The 23,812-nt window shown below is 65.5% G+C and carries 24 protein-coding genes and 1 pseudogene; 9 read left to right on the top strand and 16 right to left on the bottom strand.

Translation table 11 applies throughout. The annotated features are described in order from the left end of the window. Positions 1 to 2 precede the first annotated feature (2 nt). The 11 genes and pseudogenes from MI302_RS06010 to hpaI form a co-directional block, all read right to left on the bottom strand. Entirely contained in the window at positions 3 to 1,340 is a 1,338-nt protein-coding gene (locus tag MI302_RS06010) for a phenylacetate--CoA ligase family protein (protein ID WP_239726504.1), read from the bottom strand. Next, complete coding sequence (gene paaI, locus MI302_RS06005) at positions 1,340 to 1,795, bottom strand: hydroxyphenylacetyl-CoA thioesterase PaaI (protein ID WP_019550556.1); 456 nt, start codon at positions 1,793 to 1,795, stop codon at positions 1,340 to 1,342. The genes MI302_RS06010 and paaI overlap by 1 nt, the downstream gene beginning before the upstream one ends. A gap of 3 nt (positions 1,796 to 1,798) precedes the next feature. Continuing rightward, positions 1,799 to 2,560, bottom strand: a complete 762-nt coding sequence (locus MI302_RS06000) for an ABC transporter ATP-binding protein (protein ID WP_239726461.1) — start codon at positions 2,558 to 2,560, stop codon at positions 1,799 to 1,801. Further along, complete coding sequence (locus MI302_RS05995) at positions 2,557 to 4,215, bottom strand: ATP-binding cassette domain-containing protein (protein ID WP_239726460.1); 1,659 nt, start codon at positions 4,213 to 4,215, stop codon at positions 2,557 to 2,559. Before MI302_RS05995 ends, MI302_RS06000 begins: the two co-directional genes overlap by 4 nt. A 28-nt stretch (positions 4,216 to 4,243) precedes the next feature. Then, positions 4,244 to 4,830, bottom strand: a pseudogene (locus MI302_RS05990) (ABC transporter substrate-binding protein); the annotation flags it as partial. A 102-nt stretch (positions 4,831 to 4,932) separates the two neighbouring features. Next, a complete protein-coding gene (gene hpaD / locus MI302_RS05985) occupies positions 4,933 to 5,889 on the bottom strand; it encodes a 3,4-dihydroxyphenylacetate 2,3-dioxygenase (protein ID WP_239726459.1) in 957 nt (318 codons plus the stop codon). After that, the gene (gene hpaC, locus MI302_RS05980) at positions 5,877 to 6,326 is read right to left on the bottom strand and encodes a 4-hydroxyphenylacetate 3-monooxygenase reductase subunit (protein WP_026328963.1); all 450 of its coding nucleotides are present in this window, start codon (positions 6,324 to 6,326) and stop codon (positions 5,877 to 5,879) included. The genes hpaD and hpaC overlap by 13 nt, the downstream gene beginning before the upstream one ends. Before the next feature lie 50 nt (positions 6,327 to 6,376). Then, on the bottom strand, positions 6,377 to 7,828 hold the full coding sequence (gene hpaB, locus MI302_RS05975) for a 4-hydroxyphenylacetate 3-monooxygenase, oxygenase component (protein WP_239726458.1): 1,452 nt from the start codon (positions 7,826 to 7,828) through the stop codon (positions 6,377 to 6,379). Between the two features lie 4 nt (positions 7,829 to 7,832). After that, entirely contained in the window at positions 7,833 to 9,383 is a 1,551-nt protein-coding gene (gene hpaE / locus MI302_RS05970) for a 5-carboxymethyl-2-hydroxymuconate semialdehyde dehydrogenase (RefSeq protein ID WP_126170957.1), read from the bottom strand. Next, positions 9,380 to 10,120, bottom strand: a complete 741-nt coding sequence (locus tag MI302_RS05965; protein ID WP_126170958.1) for a fumarylacetoacetate hydrolase family protein — start codon at positions 10,118 to 10,120, stop codon at positions 9,380 to 9,382. Before MI302_RS05965 ends, hpaE begins: the two co-directional genes overlap by 4 nt. Beyond that, entirely contained in the window at positions 10,117 to 11,007 is an 891-nt protein-coding gene (gene hpaI / locus MI302_RS05960) for a 2,4-dihydroxyhept-2-ene-1,7-dioic acid aldolase (RefSeq protein WP_239726457.1), read from the bottom strand. Before hpaI ends, MI302_RS05965 begins: the two co-directional genes overlap by 4 nt. 144 nt (positions 11,008 to 11,151) lie before the next feature. On the opposite strand from hpaI, the gene MI302_RS05955 reads away from it, so the two are divergent. Both MI302_RS05955 and MI302_RS05950 read left to right on the top strand, forming a co-directional pair. Beyond that, a complete protein-coding gene (locus tag MI302_RS05955; protein ID WP_239726456.1) occupies positions 11,152 to 12,528 on the top strand; it encodes a CdaR family transcriptional regulator in 1,377 nt (458 codons plus the stop codon). 9 nt (positions 12,529 to 12,537) lie between these two features. Further along, positions 12,538 to 12,969: a hypothetical protein gene (locus MI302_RS05950; RefSeq protein ID WP_126200045.1), complete on the top strand. Its 432-nt coding sequence runs from the start codon at positions 12,538 to 12,540 to the stop codon at positions 12,967 to 12,969. Positions 12,970 to 13,087: 118 nt separating this feature from the next. On the opposite strand, the gene serA is transcribed toward MI302_RS05950, so the two are convergent. Beyond that, positions 13,088 to 14,653 (bottom strand): phosphoglycerate dehydrogenase, encoded by a 1,566-nt coding sequence (serA, locus tag MI302_RS05945; protein WP_126187784.1) that lies wholly within the window; start codon positions 14,651 to 14,653, stop codon positions 13,088 to 13,090. 99 nt (positions 14,654 to 14,752) lie between these two features. Here serA and MI302_RS05940 point away from each other — a divergent pair, with 99 nt between their 5' ends. The 4 genes from MI302_RS05940 to MI302_RS05925 all read left to right on the top strand — a co-directional run bounded on the left by MI302_RS05940 (position 14,753) and on the right by MI302_RS05925 (position 17,981). Further along, the gene (locus MI302_RS05940; RefSeq protein ID WP_126170959.1) at positions 14,753 to 15,595 is read left to right on the top strand and encodes a DegV family protein; all 843 of its coding nucleotides are present in this window, start codon (positions 14,753 to 14,755) and stop codon (positions 15,593 to 15,595) included. Next, a complete protein-coding gene (locus MI302_RS05935) occupies positions 15,579 to 16,421 on the top strand; it encodes a DegV family protein (protein WP_239726455.1) in 843 nt (280 codons plus the stop codon). The genes MI302_RS05940 and MI302_RS05935 overlap by 17 nt, the downstream gene beginning before the upstream one ends. 3 nt (positions 16,422 to 16,424) lie before the next feature. Continuing rightward, positions 16,425 to 16,883, top strand: a complete 459-nt coding sequence (gene dtd, locus MI302_RS05930) for a D-aminoacyl-tRNA deacylase (protein ID WP_015716929.1) — start codon at positions 16,425 to 16,427, stop codon at positions 16,881 to 16,883. Between the two features lie 63 nt (positions 16,884 to 16,946). Next, positions 16,947 to 17,981 (top strand): fatty acid desaturase, encoded by a 1,035-nt coding sequence (locus MI302_RS05925; protein WP_239726454.1) that lies wholly within the window; start codon positions 16,947 to 16,949, stop codon positions 17,979 to 17,981. Positions 17,982 to 18,025: 44 nt separating this feature from the next. Here the strand turns inward: MI302_RS05925 and MI302_RS05920 are convergent, their stop codons facing one another. The 3 genes from MI302_RS05920 to purH are packed head-to-tail and all read right to left on the bottom strand — an operon-like array spanning position 18,026 to position 20,113. Next, on the bottom strand, positions 18,026 to 18,367 hold the full coding sequence (locus MI302_RS05920) for a type II toxin-antitoxin system PemK/MazF family toxin (protein ID WP_015716927.1): 342 nt from the start codon (positions 18,365 to 18,367) through the stop codon (positions 18,026 to 18,028). Beyond that, the gene (locus tag MI302_RS05915) at positions 18,358 to 18,606 is read right to left on the bottom strand and encodes a hypothetical protein (protein WP_234944448.1); all 249 of its coding nucleotides are present in this window, start codon (positions 18,604 to 18,606) and stop codon (positions 18,358 to 18,360) included. Before MI302_RS05915 ends, MI302_RS05920 begins: the two co-directional genes overlap by 10 nt. Positions 18,607 to 18,622: 16 nt before the next feature. Next, positions 18,623 to 20,113: a bifunctional phosphoribosylaminoimidazolecarboxamide formyltransferase/IMP cyclohydrolase gene (gene purH, locus MI302_RS05910; protein ID WP_239726453.1), complete on the bottom strand. Its 1,491-nt coding sequence runs from the start codon at positions 20,111 to 20,113 to the stop codon at positions 18,623 to 18,625. A 31-nt stretch (positions 20,114 to 20,144) separates the two neighbouring features. Between purH and MI302_RS05905 the strand changes: the two genes are divergently transcribed. From MI302_RS05905 to MI302_RS05895, 3 genes are all read left to right on the top strand, one after another. After that, positions 20,145 to 20,531 carry a GatB/YqeY domain-containing protein gene (locus MI302_RS05905; RefSeq protein ID WP_126187779.1) on the top strand — a complete coding sequence of 129 codons (387 nt, stop codon included), beginning with the start codon at positions 20,145 to 20,147 and terminating at the stop codon, positions 20,529 to 20,531. Further along, positions 20,528 to 21,076: an NUDIX hydrolase gene (locus MI302_RS05900; protein WP_239726452.1), complete on the top strand. Its 549-nt coding sequence runs from the start codon at positions 20,528 to 20,530 to the stop codon at positions 21,074 to 21,076. The genes MI302_RS05905 and MI302_RS05900 overlap by 4 nt, the downstream gene beginning before the upstream one ends. 142 nt (positions 21,077 to 21,218) lie before the next feature. Then, on the top strand, positions 21,219 to 22,517 hold the full coding sequence (locus MI302_RS05895; protein WP_239726451.1) for an acetyl ornithine aminotransferase family protein: 1,299 nt from the start codon (positions 21,219 to 21,221) through the stop codon (positions 22,515 to 22,517). A 153-nt stretch (positions 22,518 to 22,670) separates the two neighbouring features. On the opposite strand, the gene MI302_RS05890 is transcribed toward MI302_RS05895, so the two are convergent. After that, positions 22,671 to 23,810, bottom strand: coding sequence for a BMP family ABC transporter substrate-binding protein (locus MI302_RS05890; RefSeq protein ID WP_239726450.1), 1,140 nt, complete (start codon positions 23,808 to 23,810; stop codon positions 22,671 to 22,673). Positions 23,811 to 23,812: the final 2 nt, after the last annotated feature.

Genomic DNA, 23,812 nt, shown 5'->3' with positions numbered 1-23,812 from the left:
GGCTACTTCTTGCGCAGGTCCAGAACCCGCCTCAGCTTCCCCCCCTCGCTCCTCGGGGCCTCCCCCGGGGCCAGGAGGGTCACCTTCATGCTCACCCCGATGCTGTCCTTGATCTTGTGGGCCACCTTCTCCCTCAGGGCGTGGAGGCGGTGGTCCGCCTCGATGACCTCATCGGAAAGGGCTTTGCGCCCGATCTCCTGGAAGAAGGCTTCGGAAACCTCCACCTTGAGCTCGGCCTCGTCCAGGGTACCCTCCCGCCGCACCACGATCTGGTAGTAGGGCTCCACCTCGGGTATGCCCGAAAGCACCGCCTCCACCTGCGTGGGGTACACGTTCACCCCGCGGATGATGAGCATATCGTCGGTGCGGCCCAGGATGGGACCCATGCGCACGTGCGTGCGACCGCAGGAGCAGGCCTCGTAGGTGAGGAAGGTGAGGTCCCCGGTCCAGTACCGCAAGAGGGGCACGGCCTCCTTGGTGAGGGTGGTGAAGACCAAAACCCCCACCTGGCCCTCAGGAAGGGGCTCGCCGCTATCCGGGTCCACCACCTCGGGCAGGAAGTGGTCCTCCCAGATGTGGCTCCCCTGGCGTTCTTCCACGCACTCGTTGGCAACCCCGGGACCGATGATCTCGGAAAGCCCGTAGATGTTGGTGCTCCTCACCCCAAGCCCCTCGTCCACCTGCTTCCGGATAGTCTCGGTCCAGGGCTCAGCGCCCAGCACGGCGTATTCCAGGGAGAGCTCCTCCGGGGAGACCCCCCGCTTCCTGAACTCCTCCGCCAGGGTCTGGGCGTAGGAGGGGGTGCAGGAGATCACCTCCGGGCGGAAGTCCTGAATGAGCATGAGCTGCCGCTCCGTCATCCCACCGGACACCGGCACCACCGTCATCCCCAAGGCCTCGGCTCCCCCATGGAGGCCCAGTCCTCCGGTAAAGAGGCCGTAGCCGTAGGCATTGTGGAGCATCATCCCGGGTTTGGCCCCCGCTGCCGCCAGGGAGCGGGCCACCACCTCCGCAAAGACCTGGAGGTCGTTTTTGGTGTATCCCACCACGGTGGGCTTGCCGGTGGTGCCGCTGCTGGCGTGGATGCGCGCCAGCCTTTCCCGGGGCACGGCAAAGAGGCCAAAGGGGTAGTTTTCCCTAAGGTGGTCCTTTTTGGTAAAGGGGAGCTTAGGGAGGTCCTCGAGGGTCCGCACTCCCTTCGGGTCCACCCCTGCCTCGTCCAGAAGCCGTCGGTAGAAGGGCACCCTCTCGTACACGTAGGCCACGATGTTGCTAAGCCTTTCCTCCTGCAAAGCCCTCAGCTTTTCCCTGGACAGGGTTTCCAATTCCGGTTGGTACATCATCCCTCCTCCTTGCGCCAAGCGTTCTGTCCGGAAGATAGCCCTTCCCCTGCACCGGGAAAGGCATCTCCTCCCAGGCGAAACACCGTTCCCGTGAATAAGGCCACCAGCTTCCCTTCGGACACCACCTCCACCCGGTAGGTGGCGGTACGCCGGGAGAGGTTGACCTCCTGGGCCCTCGCCTCCACCCGCGCCCCGGCGGAAAGGGGACGGAAGTAATCCATGCGGCAGGATAGGGCCACGGCGGGCCCCCGGGAGTTGGAGGCCAGGGCGAAGGCGCTATCGGCGAGGGCATAGAGAAATCCTCCATGGACGGTGCCGTGGAGGTTCAGGTGCTCCTCCCCCACCACGCCCGCCACCACCGCCTCCCCCGGGGCCAGGTGCTGAATCTGAAGGCCCAAGGTCCGCATGAAGGCATCCTCCAGGTGTTCGCCCTGGGAAGCAGCCTGCCCCATTCCCTACCCCTCCTCCAGGTGCTCGCTTGGCGCAGCCGCCACGTCCGGCTCCCGGGAAAGCCCCAGGTACGCCTCCACCACCCGGGGATCCTGCCTCAGGGCCTCGGCGGGCCCCTCGAGGACCATCTCCCCCGCCTCCAGCACCAGGCCCCGATCCGCCAGGGCCAAGGCCACCTTGGCGTTCTGCTCCACCACCAGGAGGGTGGTCCCCTGGCCCTTAAGCTCCCTCAGGATGCGGTAGATCTCCCGCACCATCAAAGGAGCCAGGCCCAAGGAGGGCTCATCCAAGAGCAGGACCCTCGGCCTGGCCATGAGGGCCCGGCCGATGGCCAGCATCTGCTGCTCCCCACCGGAAAGGGTGCCGGCGGGCTGCTTCCTCCTTTCCAAAAGCCTGGGGAAAAGGGTGTAGACCCTTTCCAGGTCCGGCCTCAGGTTCTCCCTGCGGCGAAAACGGGTAAAGCCTCCCAGGAGGAGGTTGTCCTCCACGGAAAGCCCGGGGAAGAGGGCCCGGCCCTCCGGCACTAGCACCAGACCCCGGGAAAGAAGGGCCTCCGGGCTTCGCCCCCGCACCTCCGCCCCGTCCAGGAAGACCTTCCCCTCCGCCTGGGCCAAGCCCAAGAGCCCCCTCAGGACGCTGGTCTTCCCCGCTCCGTTGGGGCCGATGAGGGTAAGGGCCTCCCCCTCCTTTAGGGAGAAACTCACCTCCCGCACCGCCTCGAGGGGCCCGTAGCGCACGGTGAGACCCTGAACGGAAAGGAGACTCATGCCACCTCCTCCTCTCCCAGGTAGGCCGCCCGCACCAAGGGGTTCCTCTGGACCTCCTTGGGCGTGCCCTCGGCGATCTTCTCCCCGTAGTTCATCACCACCACCCGGTCTGCCAGGCCCATGATGAGGTCCATGTCATGGTCCACGATGAGCACCGTGTAGCCCTCCCTGGCCAGGGAGCGGAGGAGGGAGGCAAGCTCCCGCTTCTCCTGGGCCCTGAGCCCCGCGGCGGGCTCGTCCAGGAGGAGCACCTCGGCCCCCGAGGCCAGGAGCCGGGCGATCTCCAGCAAGCGCTGCTGGCCCACGGAAAGGCGCTCCGCCTTTTCCAGGGCCAAGGACTCCAGCCCCACCCGCTTCAAGGCCCGGTAGGCGGTGGCCAAGGCCCGCTCCTCTTCCTTCCGGGAAAAGCCCAGTAGCGCCTGGATAAAGCCCGCCCGGGTACGGCTGTACGTGCCCAAAGCGGCGTTTTCCAGCACCGTGAGCTCCAGGAAAAGGTGCGGGTGCTGGAAGGTGCGCCCCAGACCCAGGGAGTGGATCCGGTAGGGAGGGAGTCCCGTGATGTCCTTACCGAAGAGACGGACCTGGCCCCGGTCGGGGAGCAAGGCCCCCGCCACCAGGTTGAAGGTGGTGCTCTTCCCCGCCCCGTTGGGGCCGATCAAGGCCAGGATCTCCCCCCGCCTCAGGTTGAAGGAAACCCCTGCCACCGCCATCAGTCCCCCGAAGGACTTCTGCAGGCCCTGGACCTCCAGAACCACCTCACCCCGGGGGCCGTCGGGATTTTTGAGGGAAAGGGGTTCCGCCTTGGGTAGCCCTGGATCCCGGCTCGGCAGGTACCGCTCCACCATGGGCCAGAGGCCCTTGGGGGCCAGGATGAGGATCAGGGCCAGAATGAGGCCATAGCCGATGGTTTCGTAGTTGCCCTGCCGCCCCAAGAGGAGGGGCAGGAGGTCCTTTAGCCAGTCCTCGAGGCCGGTGAAAAAGGCCGCCCCCAGCATCACCCCGGGAATGCTCCCCACCCCCCCGGCCACGGCCATCACCAGGTACTTGATGGAAGCCTCCAGGGAAAAGGGCGTGGGGTTGACGAAGCGCAGGAAGTGGGCGTACAGGAAACCCGCTAGGCCGGCTATAACCCCCGAGAGCAAAAAGGCTTTGAGCCTGAGGGCTGCCGGGTTCACGCCGAAGCTGGCCGCCGCCAGGGCATCCCCCCTCAGGGCCAGAAGGGCCCGCCCGATACGGCTTTGGCGCAGGTTGTAGAGGGCCAGGACCAGGAGGACCAGGAGAAAAAGGGTGAGGAAGGCGTAGCGGAAGCCGGTGTCCAGGGAGATGCCGAAGAGGTGGATCGGGGGAAGATCCGTAAGCCCCGTGTGCCCCCCGGTGAGCCCCACCAGGTTCCCTGCCAGGATGTACAGGGCCACCTGCCAGGCGATGGTGGAAAGAGGAAGAAAATGCCCCTTAAGCCGCACCGTCAGAGCACCCAGGAGCAAAGCCAAAAGAAGGGCGGAAAGGAGCCCGGCCCCAAGCCCAAGCCAAGGGGAAAGCCCAGCCTTGACCGTGAGGAGGGCGGTGGCGTAGGCCCCCATGCCCATGAAGGCCGCCTGGGCGAAGCTGGTCATCCCCGCTAGACCCGTGAGCACGTAGAGGGAGAGGGCCACCATGGCGGAGAGGGCGAAGAAGTTCAGGAGGGCGGTTGTAGCGCTCGCTGGCCACCACCTGCAGGCCCTTGGCCTTGGCCTCCGCCTCGAAGAAGCGGGCCCAGCCCTCCCCGTAGGCGTCGTTAAAGCCGATGTAGGCCACGGTCTTGACCCCCCTGGCCACCATGTCCGCCACGATGGCCCGGGCCATGAGCTCCTCCGTCTGGGGGGTCTTGAAGACCCAGTGCCGCTGGGCGTCCACGGGGTAGATGATGTCCTTGCTGGCCGCCAGGGAGATCATGGGCACCTTGGCCTCGGCCACCACGGGGATCATGCCCAAGGAGGCCGGGGTGGTGGTAGTGCCGATGACGGCCACTACCCCCTCCTCCACCAGGCGGCGGGTATTCCGCACCGCCTGGGTGGTATCCGAGGCATCCTCCAGGATCACGAACTGCACCTTGCGCCCGGCCACGCCACCCGTACGGTCCAGCATCTCCTGGAGCATCAGGAAGGTGTTGCGCTCCGGAATCCCCAAGGAGGCCGCGGGGCCGGTGGCGGAAACCACCCCCCCACCTTGAGGACCTCCTGGGCCATGGCCGTAAGGGCTAAAACCAACAGGCTTGCCAACCAGCGCTTCATGTTTTTCCCTCCTTGCCTCTTTCCCACCGGGCCGCGCCCGGATTGGGTCTAACTAACGACCGTTTGCCTTCCAGTTTAACCAGGGACTTCTGTCCCGTCAAGCTAGGTCACGTGCTCGGGGATGCCGGCCAAAGGGGAAGGACGCGTGGGAACAGGCCCTCCCTCGAGGTCCAAAAGCAGGCTTCCCTCCAGGAACCAGCTCTTTGGGGTCCTGTGCCCCCAAAGGGTCTGCCGCCTGGGGTCATTCAGGCTCCAGCGCACCGGGGGCAGGTCGGGGTCCACGGTGAGATAGTCGGAGGTGTAAAGCTCGATGCGGTGCCCGTCCGGGTCCTTGAGATAGAGGAACATGGCGTTGGAGATCCCGTGCCGCCCGGGCCCCCTTTCGATCTGGTTCGTCCTGCGGGCTCCCGCCAGGATGTCCGCCGCCTTCAGGATGGCCATGGGGTCGGGAAGCCAGTAGGCGAAGTGGTGGAGCCTCGGGCCCTCTCCATTGGTGAAGGCCACGTCGTGGACGTTCCCCTTGCGGTGGAGCCAGCTGGCCCAAAGCCTCCCCTCCTCGTCCTCCGTGTACTCGGTGAGGCGGAAGCCCAGCCTCTCCTGGTAATAGCGGGTGGCCCGCTCCACCTCGGGGGAGAAGAGGTTCAGGTGGTCGATGCGCAGAATCCCCGGCCCCCGGTAGAGGTGGTACTCCTGCAACATGCGGGGAAGCTTCTCGGCCCCCGCGTAGAACACCAGGGGATAGCCGAAGGGGTCCTGAACGCGGAGCATCCTGGGCCTACCCCAGTCCGTTTCCAGACGGTGCGGAAGCCCCTCATCTTCCGCCCAGGCCAGGGCTTGGTCCACTCCCTTTTCGTCCACCTTGAAGCCCAGGCTCCGCACCGCGGGAAGTTCCGCCTGGGTGAGCTTCAGGCTCCACTCCAGCTCCTCGTAGCCCCGGAGGTAGGCGCTTTTCCCCTCCTTGCGCTCCAGGCGGAAGCCCAAAAGCCCCTCGTAGAACTCCAGGCTTTTCTCCAGGTCCCTCACCCAAAGCTCTATGAACCCCACCCTCACGATGGCCATACCAACCTCCTGTATCCCCGGCCGAAGTACACCAAGGGAAGGCCCGGCTCCCCCAGCTCCACCGCCTCCACCCGGCCCACCACCAGCCGGTGGTCCCCACCGGGGTAAACCGCCTCCAAGCGGCAGCGCAGCACCGCCAAGGCCCCTTCCACCCTGCCGTCCACCAACCCCACCCCTTCCTGGGGTTTGCCGGCAAAGTGCTGGGAGACCGCCTCCTGCCCTTCCCTCAGAACGCTAACGGTGAAGGCCCGGGAGGCCTCCAGAAGGGGCAAAAGCCTCGCCTTCTCGTGGATGCCCAGGGCCACCAGGGGAGGCTCGAGGCTCAAGGACATGAAGGCGGTGGCGGTCATGCCCCGCTCCTCCTCCCCCAGCCGGGCGGACACCACGGTCACCCCGGCGGCAAACCGGCTTAGGGCCTCCTTAAAGGCCTCCCTCAAGGCCTCGTCCGGCTTGGGCAAACCCGCAGGCCCCTCGGGAAAGGCACCCGTCACGCCTCCACCTCCGCAAACACGGAAAGCGCCCTCTTCAGGTAGGCGCGGATCCGCTCCTTGTAGGGCTCTTTATCGTAGACGCTAAAGAGGGTCTGGTACATGCGCACCGGATCCCCGAAGAAGAAACGCTCGTAAAGCTCCTGCCGGGCTCCGAATCCCGAGAGGGTCATGTCCCAGGCCAGGCGGAAGAGGGCCACCCGCTCCTTGGCCTCGAGGGTAGCCCCCTGCAGATACTTCTCCAGCAAGGGGGCCAGGGGCCCCTTAAAGTCCCGCTCCGAGGGCAGGGTGATCAGGCCGCTGGCTCCGATCTGCTCCAGGATCTCCCTAAGCCGGGGATACAGCCTGGGGTACAGGTTCCTCGCCCCGTCCAAGGCCCCCCGGTCGGGTACCAGCAGGCCAAAGGCATTCTCCTTGGCCTCCTCCTCGGCCCGGGTCCAGAAGGCCCGCATGGCCTCCAGGTAGACGATGATCTCGGCGATCTTCTCCTGTACGTGGCCGTAGGCGTCGGCCCCGATCCCCTCGGCCATCAAGGCCGCCACCCCCAGAAAGGCCTCGGTCTTGGCGGTCTTCAAGGCCACCACCTGGTGGGCCATGTGGTTCAAGGCCCCCGTGGCGGCATAGGCGTTGTTGCAGAGCTCCACGTTCCCCAAAATGAAGACCCGCTCCCAAGGGACCAATACATCGTCAAAGATCACCAGGCAGTCCATCTCCTCGAGGCGGCTGCTAAGGGGGTAGTCAAAGGGACTATCCCCTCCCACCAAGGCCTCGCGACAGACGAAGTGGAGGCCCGGGGTGGAGGTGGGCAGGGCGAAGGCGATGGCGTACTTCTCGTTGCCCGGCCCCTCCTTAAGCAGGGTGGAAGGGAAGATGAGGACCTCGTCCGCCAGGGGGAAGGTGGCGGTCATGCGGGCTCCCCGCACCACGATCCCCTTATCCGTTTGCCGCACCACCCCCACGGGGATGTAGGGGTCGGGCTGGGCCGAGGGAGGCTTGGCCCGGTTCACCTGGGGGTTGGTGAGGGCGTGGGTGGTGGCCAGGTCGTGGTCGCGGAGGTAGCGGTAATAGTTGCGCACATTGTCCGCAAACTCCCCGAAGTACCCGGCGCTTTTGGCATAGGCCATGACCACGGCGTTCAGGTAGTCCGGGCTACGGCCCATCATCCCCAGGTTCTGGTCGGCCCAGAGCTTGTAGGCCTGGCCCCGCCGCTTCAGGTCCTCCTTGGTCTTGGGGATGAGGAAGCTCATCCCATACCGCTTCCCCCCCTCCTCGTAGGTGAGAGCCTCCCGGTACCGGGGGTCGTGCTGCAGGTCATAGAGGGCTGCCATGGTGCGCACGATCCCCCGGAAGACGGGATGGGTGGTGGGGTCCTCCACCTTTTCCCCCTTGTACCAGAGGTTGGGGGGGCGCTCCTTCAAAGCTTCCAGATACTCCGCTCCTGTTCTCGCCATCCTCTCACCTCTTTCCGAACTTGGGCACGTGGGGGGGCCTTAGGGGAAGCCCCACGGCCTTGAGGTCGGTGTAAAACTCAAGGGCATAAAGGCCACCCTCCCGCCGCTCCCCGCTGGCCTTCACCCCGCCAAAGGGGGTGGGCAGGTGGCGCACGTTGTGGCTGTTCAGGTAGACGAGGCCCGCCTCTAGCTCCAGGGCCAGGCGATGGGCCCTTTCCAAGTCCCGGGTGAACACGTAGGCCGCAAGGCCATACCGGGTGTCGTTGGCCTTCCTAAGGGCTTCCTCCTCGTCCTTGAAAGGAATGGCCACCAACACGGGCCCGAAGATCTCCTCCTGGGCGATTTTCATGTGGTTTTCCCCCACGAAGAGGGTGGGCTCCAGGTAGTTCCCCTGGGAAAGATCCTCCCCGCGGAAGGAGGTGGTGGCCCTCCTTCCGCCCACGAGAAGCCTTGCCCCCTCCTTAAGGCCCGCCTCCACATACCCCAGAACCCTCTCCAGGTGCTCGGGGTGGATGAGGGGGCCCACCTCGGTCTCGGGGTCCAGGGGATGGCCCACCCGGATGGCCCGCGCCCTTTCGGCTACCCTCTCCACAAAGGTTTCAAAGATAGACTCCTCCACCAGGAGGCGGGAGCTCGCTGTGCACCTTTCCCCGTTGAAGGAGTAGATCTGGAAGACCACCGCATCCAAAGCCCTTTCCAAATCGGCGTCAGCAAAGACCAAGGCCGGGCTTTTCCCGCCAAGCTCCAGGGAGAGCCGCTTAAGGTGGCGGGCGGCGTTTTGCATGACGATCCTCCCGGTTTCCGTCTCCCCGGTGAGGGTGATGAGGGGAGCGAGGGGATGGGCCACCAGGGCAGCCCCCGCCTCCTCGCCGTAGCCCTGGACCAGGTTGAAGACCCCAGGGGGAAGGTCCGCCTCCTGCACGATCTCCGCCAGCTTGCTGGCGGTTAAGGGGCTCCACTCCGCGGGCTTCAGGACCACCGTGTCCCCAAAGGCGAGGGCCGGGGCGATGCGCCAGGTGGAAAGCATCAGGGGAGCGTTCCAGGGAGTGATGATGCCCACCGGCCCAGCCGGGACCCTCAGGCTGTAGTAAAGCCAGTCCCGGTCCACGGGGAAGGTGCGGTCCTCCATGGCGTGCTCGGCGTACTCGGCGTAGAAGGCGAAGTTCTCCGCAGAGCGGGCCACCTGGGCCTTGACAATCCGCAGCACCTGCCCAGCATCCAAGGCCTCCACCACCGCCAGCTCATCCGCATGCTTTTCCAAAAGCTCGGCGATCCTCAGGAGGTAGCGCTTCCTCTCCCGGGCCGGGGTGCGGCTCCACCGCTGGAAGGCCTCGTGGGCCGCCTTGGCCGCCCGGTCCACTTCCCTTTCCCCGCCCCGGGCCGCATGGGAGAGCACCTCGTTGGTGGAAGGATCCAAGGTGGGGAAGACCTCCCCGCTTTCCGAGGGGCGGAACTCCCCGCCGATGAAGTGGAGGGCCGTCCACCCCTTTAGGGCGTTTCGAATGGCCTCGATCCTTTCCCAGGGAATCCCTGCCACCTGGTCCGGGTACCTCATGCCTCCTCCTCTATGGGGTTTTCCAAAGCGCCAAGCCCTTGGATCTCCAGCCGCATCACATCCCCGGGAAGCACCCGGCTTATGCCCTTGGGCGTCCCGGTGAGGATGACGTCGTAGGGCTCCAGGGTCATGAACTCGGATATGTACTCCAAAAGCTCCGCCACGCTGTAGAGCATCCTCGAGGTGTGCCCTTCCTGACGAAGCTCCCCGTTCACATAGGCCCTCAGGGTAAGGTTCTGGGGATCCTCCACCTCCCCCACCACCAGAAAGGGCCCAAGGGGGCCAAAGGTATCCCGTCCCTTGGCCCGGATGGGGGGACGGAAGGTGTTCTTCACGTGGTCCCGGGCCACCAGGTCATTGGCGATGGTGTAGCCCAGGACATAATCCAGAGCGTCCTTAGCCCGGACCCGCTTCATGGGGCGGCCCACCACCACGGCCAGCTCCACCTCGTAGTGGACGAACTCCACCCCCTTGGGGTAACGCACCACCCCCTTGTGGGGAAGGAGGCTGGTGTTGGGTTTCCAGAAAAGGGCGGGCTCCTCTGGCCGGGAAAGGCCCAGTTCTTCGGCGTGGTCAGGGTAGTTGAGGGCCACGCCCAGGACCTTGCCCGGCTCAAAGGGCAGAAGCCAGGTGACGGCCTCGGGGTCGTGGGCCTCCCCCGCCTCGTCCAGGAGAAGGCCTTCCCGGAAGACCCCTCGGTGGAGGCGGCCGCGGTGGAGAAAACGGCAGAGCTTCATCCCTCACCCTCCAAAAGCCCGTAGCGCCGGGCCATGGCCCTAAGCCTTTCCTCCACCTCGGGGGTGGTGGGACCCAAGGGGAGGCGCCACTCCTTCTCCAAAAGGCCCATCCAGGAGAGCACCGTCTTCAGGGGAATGGGATTCGTGTCCCAGAAGATGGCCTCGTTGGCCTCGAGGAGGTGGTAATGAAGCTCCCTGGCCCCCCGGAAATCCCCCGCCAGGGCCAGCTCCGTGAGCCTCGCCACCTCTTTGGGGAGCCAGTTGGCGGTGGCGGCGATGGTCCCCACCGCCCCCAGGCTCATCATGGGCAGGGTGAGGCTTTCCAAGCCACAGAACACCAGGAAGTCCTGGCCCACCTCCTGGAAGAGCTGGGAGAGGTACTCCAGGTCCTTGGAGGAATGCTTGAGCCCCACGATGTTGGGAAAGTCCCGCCTGAGGCGGGCCACGGTCTTCGGGGCGATCTCCACCCCTGCCCGGCCCGGGATGTTGTAGATGAGGATGGGAAAGTCGGGCACCGCCTGGGCCACCTCGGCGAAGTAGCGGTAAAGTCCCTCCTGGTTGGGTTTAACGTAGTAGGGGACGGTGACCATGGCTCCCTGGGCCCCTGCTTCCCTGGCGAAGCGGGTGAGCTCGAGGGTTTCCTCAAGCCTGAGGGCCCCGGTGCCGGGGATGACGGGAACCCGGCCCGCCGCCTGCTCCAGGGCGATCTCGATCACCCGCTTTCGCTCCTCCAGGGTCTGGGTGCCGGGCTCGCCCGTGGTGCCCCCCACGCTAAGACCATGGGAGCCCCCTTGGATTACCCGCTCCACCAAACCCCGTAGGGCTTCCTCGTCGATCCGGCCTCGCCGAAAGGGTGTGGGTAAGGGAGGAATGGACCCGCGGAACATGCTGCTCCTTTCGCCCCTTAGGATGGCCCTCCCGGGCCGGGAGGGCAACTGTAAGGAGCACAAGATTGCGCCCATATTTGTTCCTTGACACAAAATGACCCCCCTTGCACCCTGGTCGAGGAGGGTATATTGTGCAAACCAACAATGCCCATGCCAGAGTTTAGCCAAACCTCCATTACCTTCCTCCATCTGGTCCAAGACCTGGGCCTCGAGGTCCTGGTCCCCTCCTATAGGCCAGTCCTCTACCTCCTGGAGGGGGCCAAGCCCCTCCTGCCCCTGGAGGGAGCCCTTCTCCTCACCCGCCCCGAGGGAAACCTCTGGCGCTACCGCACCGCTTCCGGCTTCCTCCTTCCGGCCCCGGACCCGGAACTCCTGGAGTATGCCCGGAAGGAGGGCCTGGGGGTAGCGGTCTACCCTCCTTGGCTGAAGCGGGAGGAACTGGCCAAGGCGGTGGCCCTGCGCCTCTTCCACCTGGGCTCGGGCCTGGGGATGGCCGGGCTTTGGGACCTCCTGTTGAAGCTTCCGGAAAGGCCCTTCCTGGAAGTCCTCTACCAGGCCACGGGCCTGGCCCTGGCCCGGGTAGCCCCCTGGGAAGAGGTGCTGGGATTTGCCGGCCCCGTGCCTCCCCAGCACCCCAAGGAGCCCGGGGAAGGCCGGGGATGGCTTGCCCTTGAGGCAGGGGAGGGTGTTCTGGTGGCCTACGGGGAGGAGGAGGGTCTACGGCAGGCCCGGGGCCTTCTGGAGGTGGCCGCCCGGCTCCTCCGGGTGCGGGCCCTGGAACGCTCCCTGGAAAGGATGCGGGAGGAATCCCTGGGCGGGGCGCTCCTGGAGGGCCTCATCCTGGGGGAAGCGGAACCCGACCGGCTCTTCGCCTTCGGCTTTACCGAGGGGGTGGAGTGGGTCCTGGCCCTGGTGGAACCCAAGGCGGTACCGGGCCGCCACCGGCTGGCGGAGGAGCAGAGGCGGGAGGCCACCCTGGAACTAAGGCGCCGGGCCGGCACCTTCCTGGACCGGCTGGGCGTGCCCTACCTCCTCACCACCCGGGGAAACCGCCTGGCGGCCATGTGGCAGGTGCACAACCCCAAGAAGGAGGCGCAAGACCTCCTTTCTGCCCTGCCCCCGGGAAGCCGGCTGGGGTATTCCGCGGTCCACGCCGCTGGCGATGAGGTGCAAAACGCCTACCGCGAGGCCCTCATCGCCCTCAAGGCGGCCCGGGCGGGGGAGGCCCTTTCCTTCAGCGGCCTGGATCCCGTGGCCTTTGTGCTTCTCCAGCAGTCCCCCGAGGACCTGAAGGCCCTGGTGGAACGCTACCTACCCCTGCCCCCGAAGCTCCTGAAGACCCTCGAGGTGTACATGGCCACGGGCAGCGTGGAAGAGGCGGCCTCTTCCCTCCACATCCACCCCAACACCCTGCGCTACCGCCTCAAGCGGATCGAAGCCGCCCTGGGCTCCCTGTCCCGACCCGAGGTCCTGGCCCAGGTCCACCTGGCCCTCAAGGCCCAAGACCTCCTGATGGGGTAAGATCCCTATATGCCAAAGCTCAGGGTGCTTCTCCTGGTCCTCCTGCTTTTGGGCGGCGGGGGAGGAGCCCAGACCCTCCTGGAGGCCACCGCCGTGGTGGCCTTGGCCTCCAGCCTGGACCCAGCGGTGCGCCTGCCGGCGGGAAGCTACAAGGCCAAAAAACCTGAACCCCTCCTCCTTCGCTTTCCCGAGGCCAAGGGGTATGCCCTCGAGGCCTTCGTGGCCAAAGGCATCGCCAGCAGGCTCCACGCTGCTTTCGTCCAGCAGGTGCTCACCAGCTTCGCCGCCGCAGGCTACTTCGTGGAGAGGCAGGAGGAGAAAACCATAGATGGGGAGGTGCGAAGCCTTTACCTCCTCAAGGACAGCCTGGGCCGGTCCGCCATCCTCCTGGTGGTGCGCAAGGGGGAGGAACTGGTCTACGGGTTCGGGAAAAAGCGTTAGCACCCCAAGCGTTAGTGCTTTGCTTCACGATTCAAGCTGCTCGTGCCTGTTGTCTCACCCAAACCCACCCCTTTAGCCAGGCCACAAAGCCGAAGGAAAAGCGTGCCCGTCTCCTGGGCTAAACCTCCGCCAGGTCCACCCGTTCCAGCACGGGGAGGGCCCTAAGGGCCTCCAGCACCTCCGGGCTTGGCTTCTCGTCCACGGTGAGCACAAAGAGGGCCCTTCCGCCGGGCACGTCCCGGCCCAGCTGCATTCCGGCGATGTTGACCCCCGCCTCGCCCAGGAGGGTTCCCACCTGGCCCACCACCCCCGGGCGGTCGTAGTTGACGCAGACCAGCATGTACCCCTCCGGCACCACCTCGAGGGCATAGTCGTCGATGCCCACCAGGCGGGGCTTACCCGCCATCACCACCCCGCGGGCCCGGCGCTCCTCCTGGTCGGTGGCAAGGCGCACCTCCAGAAGCCTGGTGTACTCCCCCGCCTCCTCCTGCCTGCGGGTGACAAGCCGGATGCCCCGGTCCTTAAGGAGGGGCCTGGCGGAAACCAGGTTCACCATCTCCTCCCCCAGCACCCGGGAGAGGAAGCCCTTGGCCACGGCGCTGGCCACGGGCTCGGGGTCCTTTTCAAACCGGCCCAGGAAGCTTACCTCCAGCACCTCGGGCCGGCCCCGGGTGATCTGGGCAAGAAGCTTCCCCAACGCCTCCCCCAGGGGCAGGAATCCCCTCAGGGCCTCGAGGGCCTCGGGATCAAACCCGGTGTTCAGGGCATAGGAAAGATCCCCCTCCAGGGTGCGCACCACCCGCTCCAAAACCGCCTCCCCCACCCGGTCCTGGGCCTCAAAGGTGTTGGCCCCCAGGTGGGCGGTGAGAACCACCTTCGGGTGGTTAAGAAGCGGGTGGTCCTTGGGGGGAGGCTCCTGGGCAAACACGTCCAGACCCGCGGCGAACAGGTGGCCTTCCTCCAACACCTCCAACAGGGCCTTCTCGTCCACGATGCCCCCTCTGGCGGCGTTCACCACCACCGCCCCCCGGGGGAGGAGGTAGAGTTCCCTCCTCCCGATCATCCCCCAGGTTTCCTCGGTGAGGGGGGTGTGGACGGTGAGGAAGTGGCTTTGGCGGAGGAGGTCGGAAAGGTCCTCCAGGAGCTCCACTCCCAGGCTCTCCGCCCGGGTCCGGGGGATGTAGGGGTCGTAGGCCAAGACCCGCATCTCAAACCCCTTGGCGAAGCGGGCCACCTGGCTTCCGATCCTCCCCAGGCCGACGATGCCCAGGGTTTTCCCCTTAAGCTCCAGGCCCAGGAACTTCCGGTCCCACTCCCCGGCACGGATCTTGCGGTCGGAAAGGGCGATGCCCCGGGCCGCCGCCAAGAGAAGACCAAAGGCCAGCTCCGCCGCCGAGCGGGTGTTGGCCTCGGGGACGTTTACCACCAGGATGCCCAGGCGGCTTGCCGCCTCGAGGTCCACGTTGTCCACGCCTACCCCGCCCCGTCCCACCACCTTGAGCCGCTTGCCCCGCTTCAGTAGCTCAGCATCCACCTGGGTTCGGCTCCGGGTGATGAGGGCATCGTAGGCGGGGATGATCTCCAAAAGCTCCTCCCGCCCGATCCCCGGCCGGTAGTCCAAAAGCACCCCTGGGTACTTCACATCCCCAAGCCGCATGTCGTCGGAAACCAGGACCCGCCACATATACCCTTGACCCTAGCAGAAAGCCCCTCTTCCAGCAACAAGCCCGGTACACTACACCACAAGCCTGTGGTATCTTGTCCAGGACCGAGAGGAGGAGGTATGAAAGTAGCCCTGGTAACCGATTCCACCGCCGACCTGCCCAAGCCCCTAAGGGAGCGCCTGGGGGTACGGGTAGTGCCCCTTTACGTGAACCTGGGGGGGCGCATCTACAAGGACTGGGAGGAGATCACCCCCGAGGAGATCTTCAAGAAGGTGCGGGAGGGGGAGGCCTTTCCCACCACCAGCCAGCCTTCCCCTGAGGATTTCCAGCGGGCCTACCAGGAGGCCCTGCAGGAGGCCGACCACGTGCTTTCCATCCACATCTCGGCCAAACTCTCGGGCACCGTGCAGTCCGCCCTTCTTGCGGCGCAAAACTTTCCGGAGCGGATCACCGTCTTTGACAGCCAGGCGGCCTCCCTGGGCATCGGCATGATGGTCCTAAGGGCCCACGAGCTCTTGCAAGCAGGCCAGGCCCTGCCCGAGGTCATCCGCGAGCTTGAGCGCATCCGCCAGGATCACTTCGTGCGCTTCAGCGTGGCCACCCTGGAGTTTTTAAAGCGGGGCGGGCGGATCGGCGGGGCCCAGGCCCTGTTGGGTACCCTCCTGGGCATCAAGCCCATCCTGACCGTAAAGGAGGGCCGGGTGGAGGCGGCGGGCCGGGCCCGAGGGGAAAGGAAGGCCAAGGAGGAAATCCTAAAGGACTTCCAAGCCTGGGCCAGGGGAAGGGAGCACATCCGGGCCTTCTTCCTCTATAGCGCCGAGGAGGGTGCGGTCAGGGAACTGAAGGAAATGGTTCTCTCTTCGGGCCTGCCGGTGGAGGAAGCCCTGGTGAGCGAGCTGGGGGCGGTGATCGCCAGCCACACCGGCCCCGGAACCTACGGGTTTTATGCCTACAGCCTCTAAAGTAGCCTTCGTGGCCGACTCCACCTTAGGCCTGTGCCCCGAAGAGGCCTTAAAACAGGGCATTCACGTGGTGCCCCAGCAGGTGATCTGGGGGAATAGAACCCTCCGCGACCAGCTGGACATCACCGACGAGGAGGTCCTAGACCTCCTGCGCCGAGGGGAGCGGCTTTCCACCAGCCAGGTGGCCCTCGAGGACCTGCGCTCCACCTATGAAACCCTACTGCAAACCCACGAGCGGGTTCTTTCCGTCCACGTGTCCGGCCACCTCTCGGGAACCGTGGCCACCGCCATGGCGGTGGCCCGGGAGTTCGGGGAAAGGGTCAAGGTGCTGGACTCCTGGTCCCTGAACGGGGGCCTCCCCTTGGTGCTGGAGGAAGCCCGCCGGCTTCTGATAAGAGGGGTGGCCTGGGAACACCTGGAGGAAGCCGTTGCCCCCTACCGGGAGAGGGTGCGGGGCTATGTCCTGCCCGAAACCCTTATCTACCTGCACCGCTCCGGGCGGATCTCCGGCCTGCAGAGGTTCATGGGCGGGCTTCTCAGCATCCTTCCGGTGCTGGAGGTCAAGGGGGGCCGGGTCCTGGCTGGCCCCCGGGTGCGGGGCTTCAAGGAGGGCCTGCGCAGGCTGGTGGAGCTCTTCCGCCGGGACTTCCCGGATGGGGGACTCGTTTACCTGGCCCATGCGGGCAACCCGGAGGGCGCCAGGACCTTGGGCGAGGCCCTGAGGGCGGAAGGCGTGGAGGTCTTGGGCACCTTGCGGGCAGGGGCTGCGGTGAGCGTCCACGCGGGCCCGGGCACCGTGGCCCTCTTCGCCGGGCCCAGGGGGTGAAGCATGCGGGCGGTGGTGCAACGGGTCACCGAGGCCTTCGTGGAGGTGGAAGGCGAGGAGGTGGGGAGGATCGGCCTCGGGCTTCTGGTCCTCCTGGGGGTGGGGCAAAAGGACACCGTGGAGGACGCCCACTACCTGGCCCGCAAGATCGTAAGCTTGCGCATCTTCCAGGACGAAGCCGGCAAGATGAACCGGTCCCTCAAGGAGGTGGGGGGGGAGGTGCTTTTAGTGAGCCAGTTCACCCTTTACGCGGACACCCGTAAGGGAAACCGCCCCTCCTTTATCAAGGCCGCACCCCCCGATGTGGGGAAAAGGCTCTACGAGGCCGCCATAGAGGCCTTCCTCCAGCAGGGGGTCCACGTGGAAACCGGCATCTACGGGGCCCACATGCGGGTCCACCTGGTGAACGACGGCCCCGTCACCCTCCTTTTGGACTCGGAGGAGCGCCTTAGGCCGAGGTAGCCTCTCACCCCTCTCACCCTGGCCCCGGGGAGAATGGGGCGTGCTCCCGGGCACGGGGTAAAGATGAAAAAGATAGAACCCAAAGACTGGATCCCCCTCATCAAGCCCTACGCCAAGCCCAACACCCTAAGAAGCCTGCGCCAGGTGGCGGACACCCTTCTTCCCCTTCTCCTCCTCTTCTACCTGGCCCACCGGGCCCTTTCGGTCTCCCTCTTCCTTACCCTGGCCTTAGACGCCCTGGCCGCCCTCTTCCTGGTGCGCCTCTTCATCCTCCAGCACGACGCCGGCCACGGCTCCTTCTTCCCCAGGAAGTGGATGAACGACCTCCTGGGCTTCCTCGCCGGGGTCTTGACCCTCGTTCCTTACCACCACTGGCAGCTATCCCACGCCCGGCACCACGCCACCAGCGGCAACCTGGACAAGCGGGGGGTGGGGGACATCTACACCATGACCCTGGAGGAGTACCTCAAGGCCAGCCCCTGGGACAGGCTCAAGTACCGCCTTTACCGGAACCCCTGGATCATGTTCTTCCTGGGGCCCATCTACGTCTTTATGCTCTCCTACCGGCTTCCTCTGGGCTACGGCTCGGACAAGCCTTCTGTGCGCAACTCCGTGGCCTTAACCAACCTCTTCCTGGCCCTCTTGCTGGCGGGAATCGTGGTCTTCTTCGGGGTTAAGACCCTCCTCTTCGTCTACCTGCCCATCCAGTACCTGGCGGGAATGATCGGCATCTTCCTCTTCTACGTGCAGCACCAGTTTGAGGATGTCTACTGGGAGCACGACCCTCGCTGGGAGCACTTGAAGGCCGCCATGGAGGGGAGCACCTACCTAAAGCTTCCCAGGGTCCTCCAGTGGCTCACCGGGAACATCGGCTTCCACCACATCCACCACCTGGCCCCCAAGATCCCCAACTACCTCCTGCCCAAGGTGCAGGAGGAGGTGGACCTGGTCAAGGTGGCCCCCACGGTTACCCTCAAGGATGCCTTCAAAATCGCCTTCGCCGACATGCACCTCTACGATGAGGAAAGCCGGAAGCTGGTGGGCTTTAAGGAGGCTCACCAGCGCCTGCGGGAAGCCCAAGGCAAGAAGGCCTACTAAGCGCTCCCTTGGGTTTAAAGGAGCCCTGCGGGGCTCCTTTTTGGTTACTCAAGACCCAAATGCTCCCGAATCCGAATGTCCAAAGCCTCTAGAAGATCCCCAGGAAGCGTCCCCAGGTGCGCCCTAACCCTTCTGCGGTGAACATGGCGGATGAGCTGGACCTGGGCTTTGCTGTCCCGGTCCAAACCGGTGCGGTCTGCAGGAAGGAATAGCTCAAAGGGATAAATCCGGGAAATGTTGGAAGTTAAGGGCACCACCACCAGAACCGGGGAGTAAGCGTTGGCCACATCGTTGGTCACCAGGATGGCGGGCCGCACCTTGGCGGCCTCCCCGGGACTTCCCGGGTCAAAGTCTACTAGGAGGATGTCGCCCCTTCTCAGCTCCACGAGGTCTCTGCCAGGGTTTCCTCCAAGCCGGAGTCCAGGAGGGGATCCTGGAGAAAATCAGCATCCTTGGCTAGGTCGCGGTACCCCTGGGCAAGCTCCACCTCTCTCAAACGCTTCAGGGCCAAGGCGAACACCTCGCTTCTGGTAAGGCCCAGGCGGGTGCGCATCTCCTCCACGTACTGCGCCAGGATAGGATCCAGGCTTATGGTGTAGCGCACATGGGCTTTCACACGTAACATCATACTCCATGTGCGCCTAGTGCTTAAAGTGCCGCACCCCGGTGAACACCATGGCCATGCCCAGCTCGTCCGCCGCCCGGATGGAATCCTCGTCCCGCACGCTTCCCCCGGGCTGGATGATGGCGCTGATGCCAAACTCCCCCGCCAGGCGCACCACGTCGTCAAAGGGGAAAAAGGCATCCGAAGCCAATACCGCCCCCCTGGCCTTCTCCTTGGCGGTCTTCAGGGCATGCTTGGCGGAGGCGTAGCGGTTGGTCTGCCCCACCCCGATGCCCAGGGTCTGGCCCCCCTTGGCCACCACGATGGCGTTGGAGCGCACGTGCTTCACCACCTTCCAGGCGAAGAGGAGGTCCTGCCACTCCTCCTGGGTGGGAGCCTTTTGCGTGACCACCTTGGGCTCCATGGGATCCAGGGTATCCGCATCCTGGAGAAGCACCCCGCCCCTCAGGCGGCGGAGGTCCAGGTAGGGGCCTTCTGCAGGGAAGGGCACCTCGAGGAGCCGGAGGTTCTTCTTGCGGGAAAAGACCGCCAGGGCCTCCGGGGTGAAGCCCGGGGCCAGGACCACCTCCAAAAAGACCTCCCTCATGGACTCCGCCGTGGGTCCGTCCACCTCCCGGTTAAAGGCCACGATGCCCCCGAAGATGGAAACCGGGTCCGCCTCGTAGGCCTTCCGGTACGCCTCCAAAGGACCTTCCCCCAAGGCCACCCCGCAGGGGTTCTGGTGCTTGATGGCCACGCAGGCAGGGCCCTCAAACTCCGAAACCAGGTTCCAGGCGGCCTCGGCGTCCAGGTAGTTGTTGAAGCTCATGGCCTTGCCCTGGAGGACCCGGGCCTCCAAAAGAGGCCCCTTTTCTCCATACACCCGGTAAAGGGCCGCTTCCTGGTGCGGGTTTTCCCCGTAGCGCAAGGGGCTTTCCCGCCTGAGGACCAAAAACTTCTCAGGGGGGAACTTCTCTCCGGCAAGCCACTCGGCGATGGCGGCGTCGTAGCTGGCGGTGTGGGCGAAGGCCTTGCGGGCAAGCTCCCTGCGGAACTCAAGGGAAGGGCCTTCCTCGAGGGCCTGAAGCACCCGAGGGTAGTCCTCAGGGTCGCACACGGGCAGGACCGCCATGTGGTTCTTGGCCGCCGCCCGGAGCATGGCGGGGCCCCCGATGTCGATCTGCTCCAGGGCCTCGGCGAAATCCGCTCCCCTGGCCACCGTCTCCCGGAAGGGATAGAGGTTGACCGCCAGGACCCTGATCCGCTCAAAGCCCAGGGCCTTGAGCTCCTCCTCCTGGTCGGGCCGGGCGAGAAGCCCCGCATGCACCTTGGGGTGGAGGGTCTTGACCCGGCCCTCGAGGACCTCGGGAAAACCCGTGAAGTCCGAGATGTAGGTGACGGGAAACCCCGCCTCCACCAAGGCCCTGTGGGTGCCCCCCGTGGCCAAGAGCCTATAACCAAGCCTTAAAAGCCCTTGGGCGAAGGGCACGAGCCCCCTCTTGTCGGAAACGGAAAGAAGCGCCCACATAAGGCGCATTCTACCGGCTACACTAAGGGGGATGAGCATCTACGAGGCCATCAAGGAAACCATCAAGGAGGCCATGAAGGCCCGGGACCAGAAGACCCTGGACTTCGCCCGGGTGGTGAAGGCGGAGCTGGACCGAAAAGGGGATGGTAAGCCCCTGCCCGATGTCGAGGCGGTGAAGGTGCTCAAGGCCCTGCGCGAGATCGCCCTGGAGCAGGGCAACACCTTTGAGGTGGAGTTCCTGGACCGCTTCCTCCCCAAGGAGATGAGCGAGGAGGAAATAGAGGCCTGGATCCGGGAGAATATAGACTTCTCCCAGTTCAAGACCCCCCTGGCGGCCATCGGGGTGGTGACCAAGGCCTTGGGGCCCAGGGCCCCCGGGGAAAAGGTACGGCGGGTCATCGAGCGCTTAGCGAAATGAGCCCTTGGGAACGGATAGAGCTGGAGGAGATCCTCACCGAGCCGGTGAGGCTGGTGAAGGAGAGGGTGCGCACCCACACCGGGAAGGAGCTCACCTACATCTACCGCCCGGGGCCGGTGGCGGCCAGCTTCGTCCTTCCCGTGACCGACAAGGCCACCGCCCTTCTCATCCGCCAGTACCGCCACCCCACGGGCAAGTTCCTCCTGGAGATCCCCGCGGGCAAGGTGGATCCCGGGGAAACCCCCCTGGAGGCCGCCCAACGGGAGCTTCTGGAGGAGGTGGGCGCCGAGGCCAGGTGGTTCTTCCCCCTTCCCCCCTTCCACCCCCAGCCCTCCTTCACCGCGGTGGTCTTCCACCCCTTCCTGGCCCTTCAGGCGGAGGTGGTGGCCAAGCCGGCCCTCGAGGACGGGGAGCTTCTGGAAACCGTGGAACTCCCCCTTCCCGAGGTCTACCGCCTCCTGGAGGCCGGGGAGATCCAGGACGCCTCCACCGCCCTCACCCTCTTCTACGCCCGGCCCCACCTGGAAGCCGAAGGCCTCCTGTAATACCCCCCACCCTGCCCTCGCCCGGACGATCCTCCTGGAGCCCTATGGGGCACGATGTAGCGGGAAGGGGTATAAAAAGCCGTATCTGGATGCATAAAACGCGCCTGGGAAAGGGGCCGGGGGCTTGGTAGACTGGCCCCGTATGAAACCCAGCATCCACACTCCGCTTCCTGGTCCCAAGGCCAAGGCCCTCCTGGAAAGGGGGCAGGCGGTCCTCTCCCCTTCCTACATCCGCCCCTACCCCTTTGTCCCCGCCCGGGGGCAGGGCGTGTTCCTGGAGGACGTGGACGGGAACATCTTCCTGGACTTCATGGCGGGGATAGCGGTCAACACCACCGGCTACGCCCACCCCAGGGTGCTGGAAGCCGTGCGGGCCCAGGCGGAGCGCTTCGCCCACGTGTGTTTTTCCGACTTCACCCACGAGCCCACCCTTTCCCTGGCGGAAAGGCTGGTGGGGAGGCTCGGCGGAGGCTACCGGGTCTTCTTCGGCAACTCCGGCACCGAGGGGATCGAAGCCGCCATCAAGCTGGTGCGCCACCACACGGGAAGGCCCTACCTCCTGGCCTTTACCGGAGCCTTCCACGGCAGGAGCCTGGGCGCCCTCTCCCTCACCGCCAGCAAAAGCGCCTACCGCAAGGGCTTCTCCCCTCTCCTTCCCGGGGTGGTGCACGTCCCCTTCCCCAATCCCTTCCGCCCCCCCCTGGGGGCAAGGCCGGAAGAGGTGGGGAAAGCGGTGCTGGAATACCTGGAGCACCTTTTCCGCACCGTGGTTCCCCCGGAGGAGGTGGCCGCCTTCTTCTTGGAGCCCATCCAGGGCGAAGGGGGATATTTGGTGCCTCCGCCGGGATTCATCCCCGAGCTCAAGGCTCTTCTGGAACGCTACGGCATCCTCCTGGTGGCGGATGAGGTGCAGTCGGGCGCTGGCCGCACCGGGCACTTCTTCGCCCTCGAGCACGAGGGGGTCAAGGCGGACGTCTACGTCCTGGCCAAGGGCCTGGCCTCCGGCTACCCTCTGAGCGCCCTTCTTTTCCGGGAGGAACTCGCAAGCTGGCGCCCCGGGGCCCACGGCACCACCTTTGGCGGCCAGGCGGTGGCCGCCGCCGCCGCCCACGCCACCTTGGACCTTTTGGAGGCGGGCCTCATGGAAAACGCCAGGCAGGTGGGGGCCTACCTCCTCAGGGAGCTCAAGGCCATGCAGGGCCGCTTCCCCTTCCTGGGGGATGTGCGGGGGAGGGGGCTCATGATCGGCCTGGACTTCGGCACCCCAACGGAGGAGCAGCCCGACCTCAGGGACAAGGCCGTGGAGCTGGCCTTCAAGAAGGGGCTTCTCCTCCTCCCCGCCGGGCCTTCCGCCCTCCGCATCGCCCCGCCCCTCATCCTCACGGAACCGGAGGCGGCCCTGGGTCTGGAGATCCTCGAGGAGGTCTTCCAGGCGCTCTAGCGCCCTCCTGCCCCAGGGCAAGGGGTTCAGAAAACCCTTGGCCATGCTGGAAGGGCTACAGGGCGCAATACCCAGCGAAGCGGTTCGCTTAAAAGCCGGGAGGGGATGAAAAATGGGCCAGGGAGGACCTCCCTGGCCCCAAACCTTCGGGTTCTATTTGGGTTCTCCGGGCCAGTCCCCCACCACCCCCGGTGCCGCCCACTCCATGGTGAGGAGCTCCTGGAGGGTGGCCTTTTTCCCCGCCGGGATCCGCAACACCCCCTTCCGGTCTTGGATGGGACCCGTGAAGGGGTCAAAGGTGGGCTTGGGGCTCTGCATATCCTTCAGAAGGGCCATGATGCGGTCGTAGACGCTCACCTTCTTCCCGCCCACCGACATCTCCGCCTTCTGCAACAGGGGCACGTGCTTGGGGTTTATGGGCACCCCGTAATCCGCCCCCATCTCCACCGCCTTGTGCTGCAGGAGCCAGAAGTAATCCACATTCTCCAGGTTCTTGGCGGTGTAGACCCCCTCCTTCACCTTCTTGAGGAAGTCAATGTAGATCACCTCCCAGTGCACGATCTGGCCGGAGACCACGTGGTCCGGGGCGAACTTCAGCATGGGGGTGTAGTGGCCGAAGGAATAGGCTCCTTTCTTGGCCGCCGTCTGGATCACCGTAGGGGTGTCCTCGGTGAAGGCGAAGACGTCCGCCCCTTGGGCCAGAAGGGCCTCCGTGGCCTCTCGGGCCTTGGCCGGGTCGTACCAGGCGTTGATCCAGCGCACCAAAACCTGGGCCTTGGGGTTCACCGCCCGGACCCCCAGGGCGAAGGCGTTGATGTGCCGCTTCACCTCAGGGATGGGGAAGGCGGCCACATACCCCACCTTGCCCGTCTTGGAAAGGGCCCCGGCGGCCAGGCCGTTCAGGTAATAGACCTGGTAGAAGTCCGCCATGTAGGTGGCCACGTTGGGGGCCCGCTTGATCCCGGTGGCGTGGGCGAAGATGACGTTCGGGTACTTCCTGGCCCCCTCGAGGACCGCCTCCATGTACCCAAAGCTGGTGGCAAAGATCACCTGGCACCCTTCCTTCACGAACCGGTCCATGACCGGAAGGGCCTGGGCCTCGGGCACGCTTTCCACATACCGGGTTTCCAGCCAGGGAAGGGCTGCCTCCGCCTTCTTACGCCCCTGGTCGTGGGCGTAGGTCCACCCGGCATCCCCGATGGGCCCCACGTAGATGAAACAGGCCTTGAGCTTATCCCCTTGGGCCCATGCCAACCCCAACGCCAGCAACAAAACGCCTAATGCCTTCCTCATCC

Source organism: Thermus sp. NEB1569 (assembly GCF_022385295.1).
GTDB classification, from domain to species: Bacteria; Deinococcota; Deinococci; order Deinococcales; family Thermaceae; genus Thermus; species Thermus scotoductus.
This window is presented reverse-complemented; position numbering and strand designations above follow the sequence as displayed.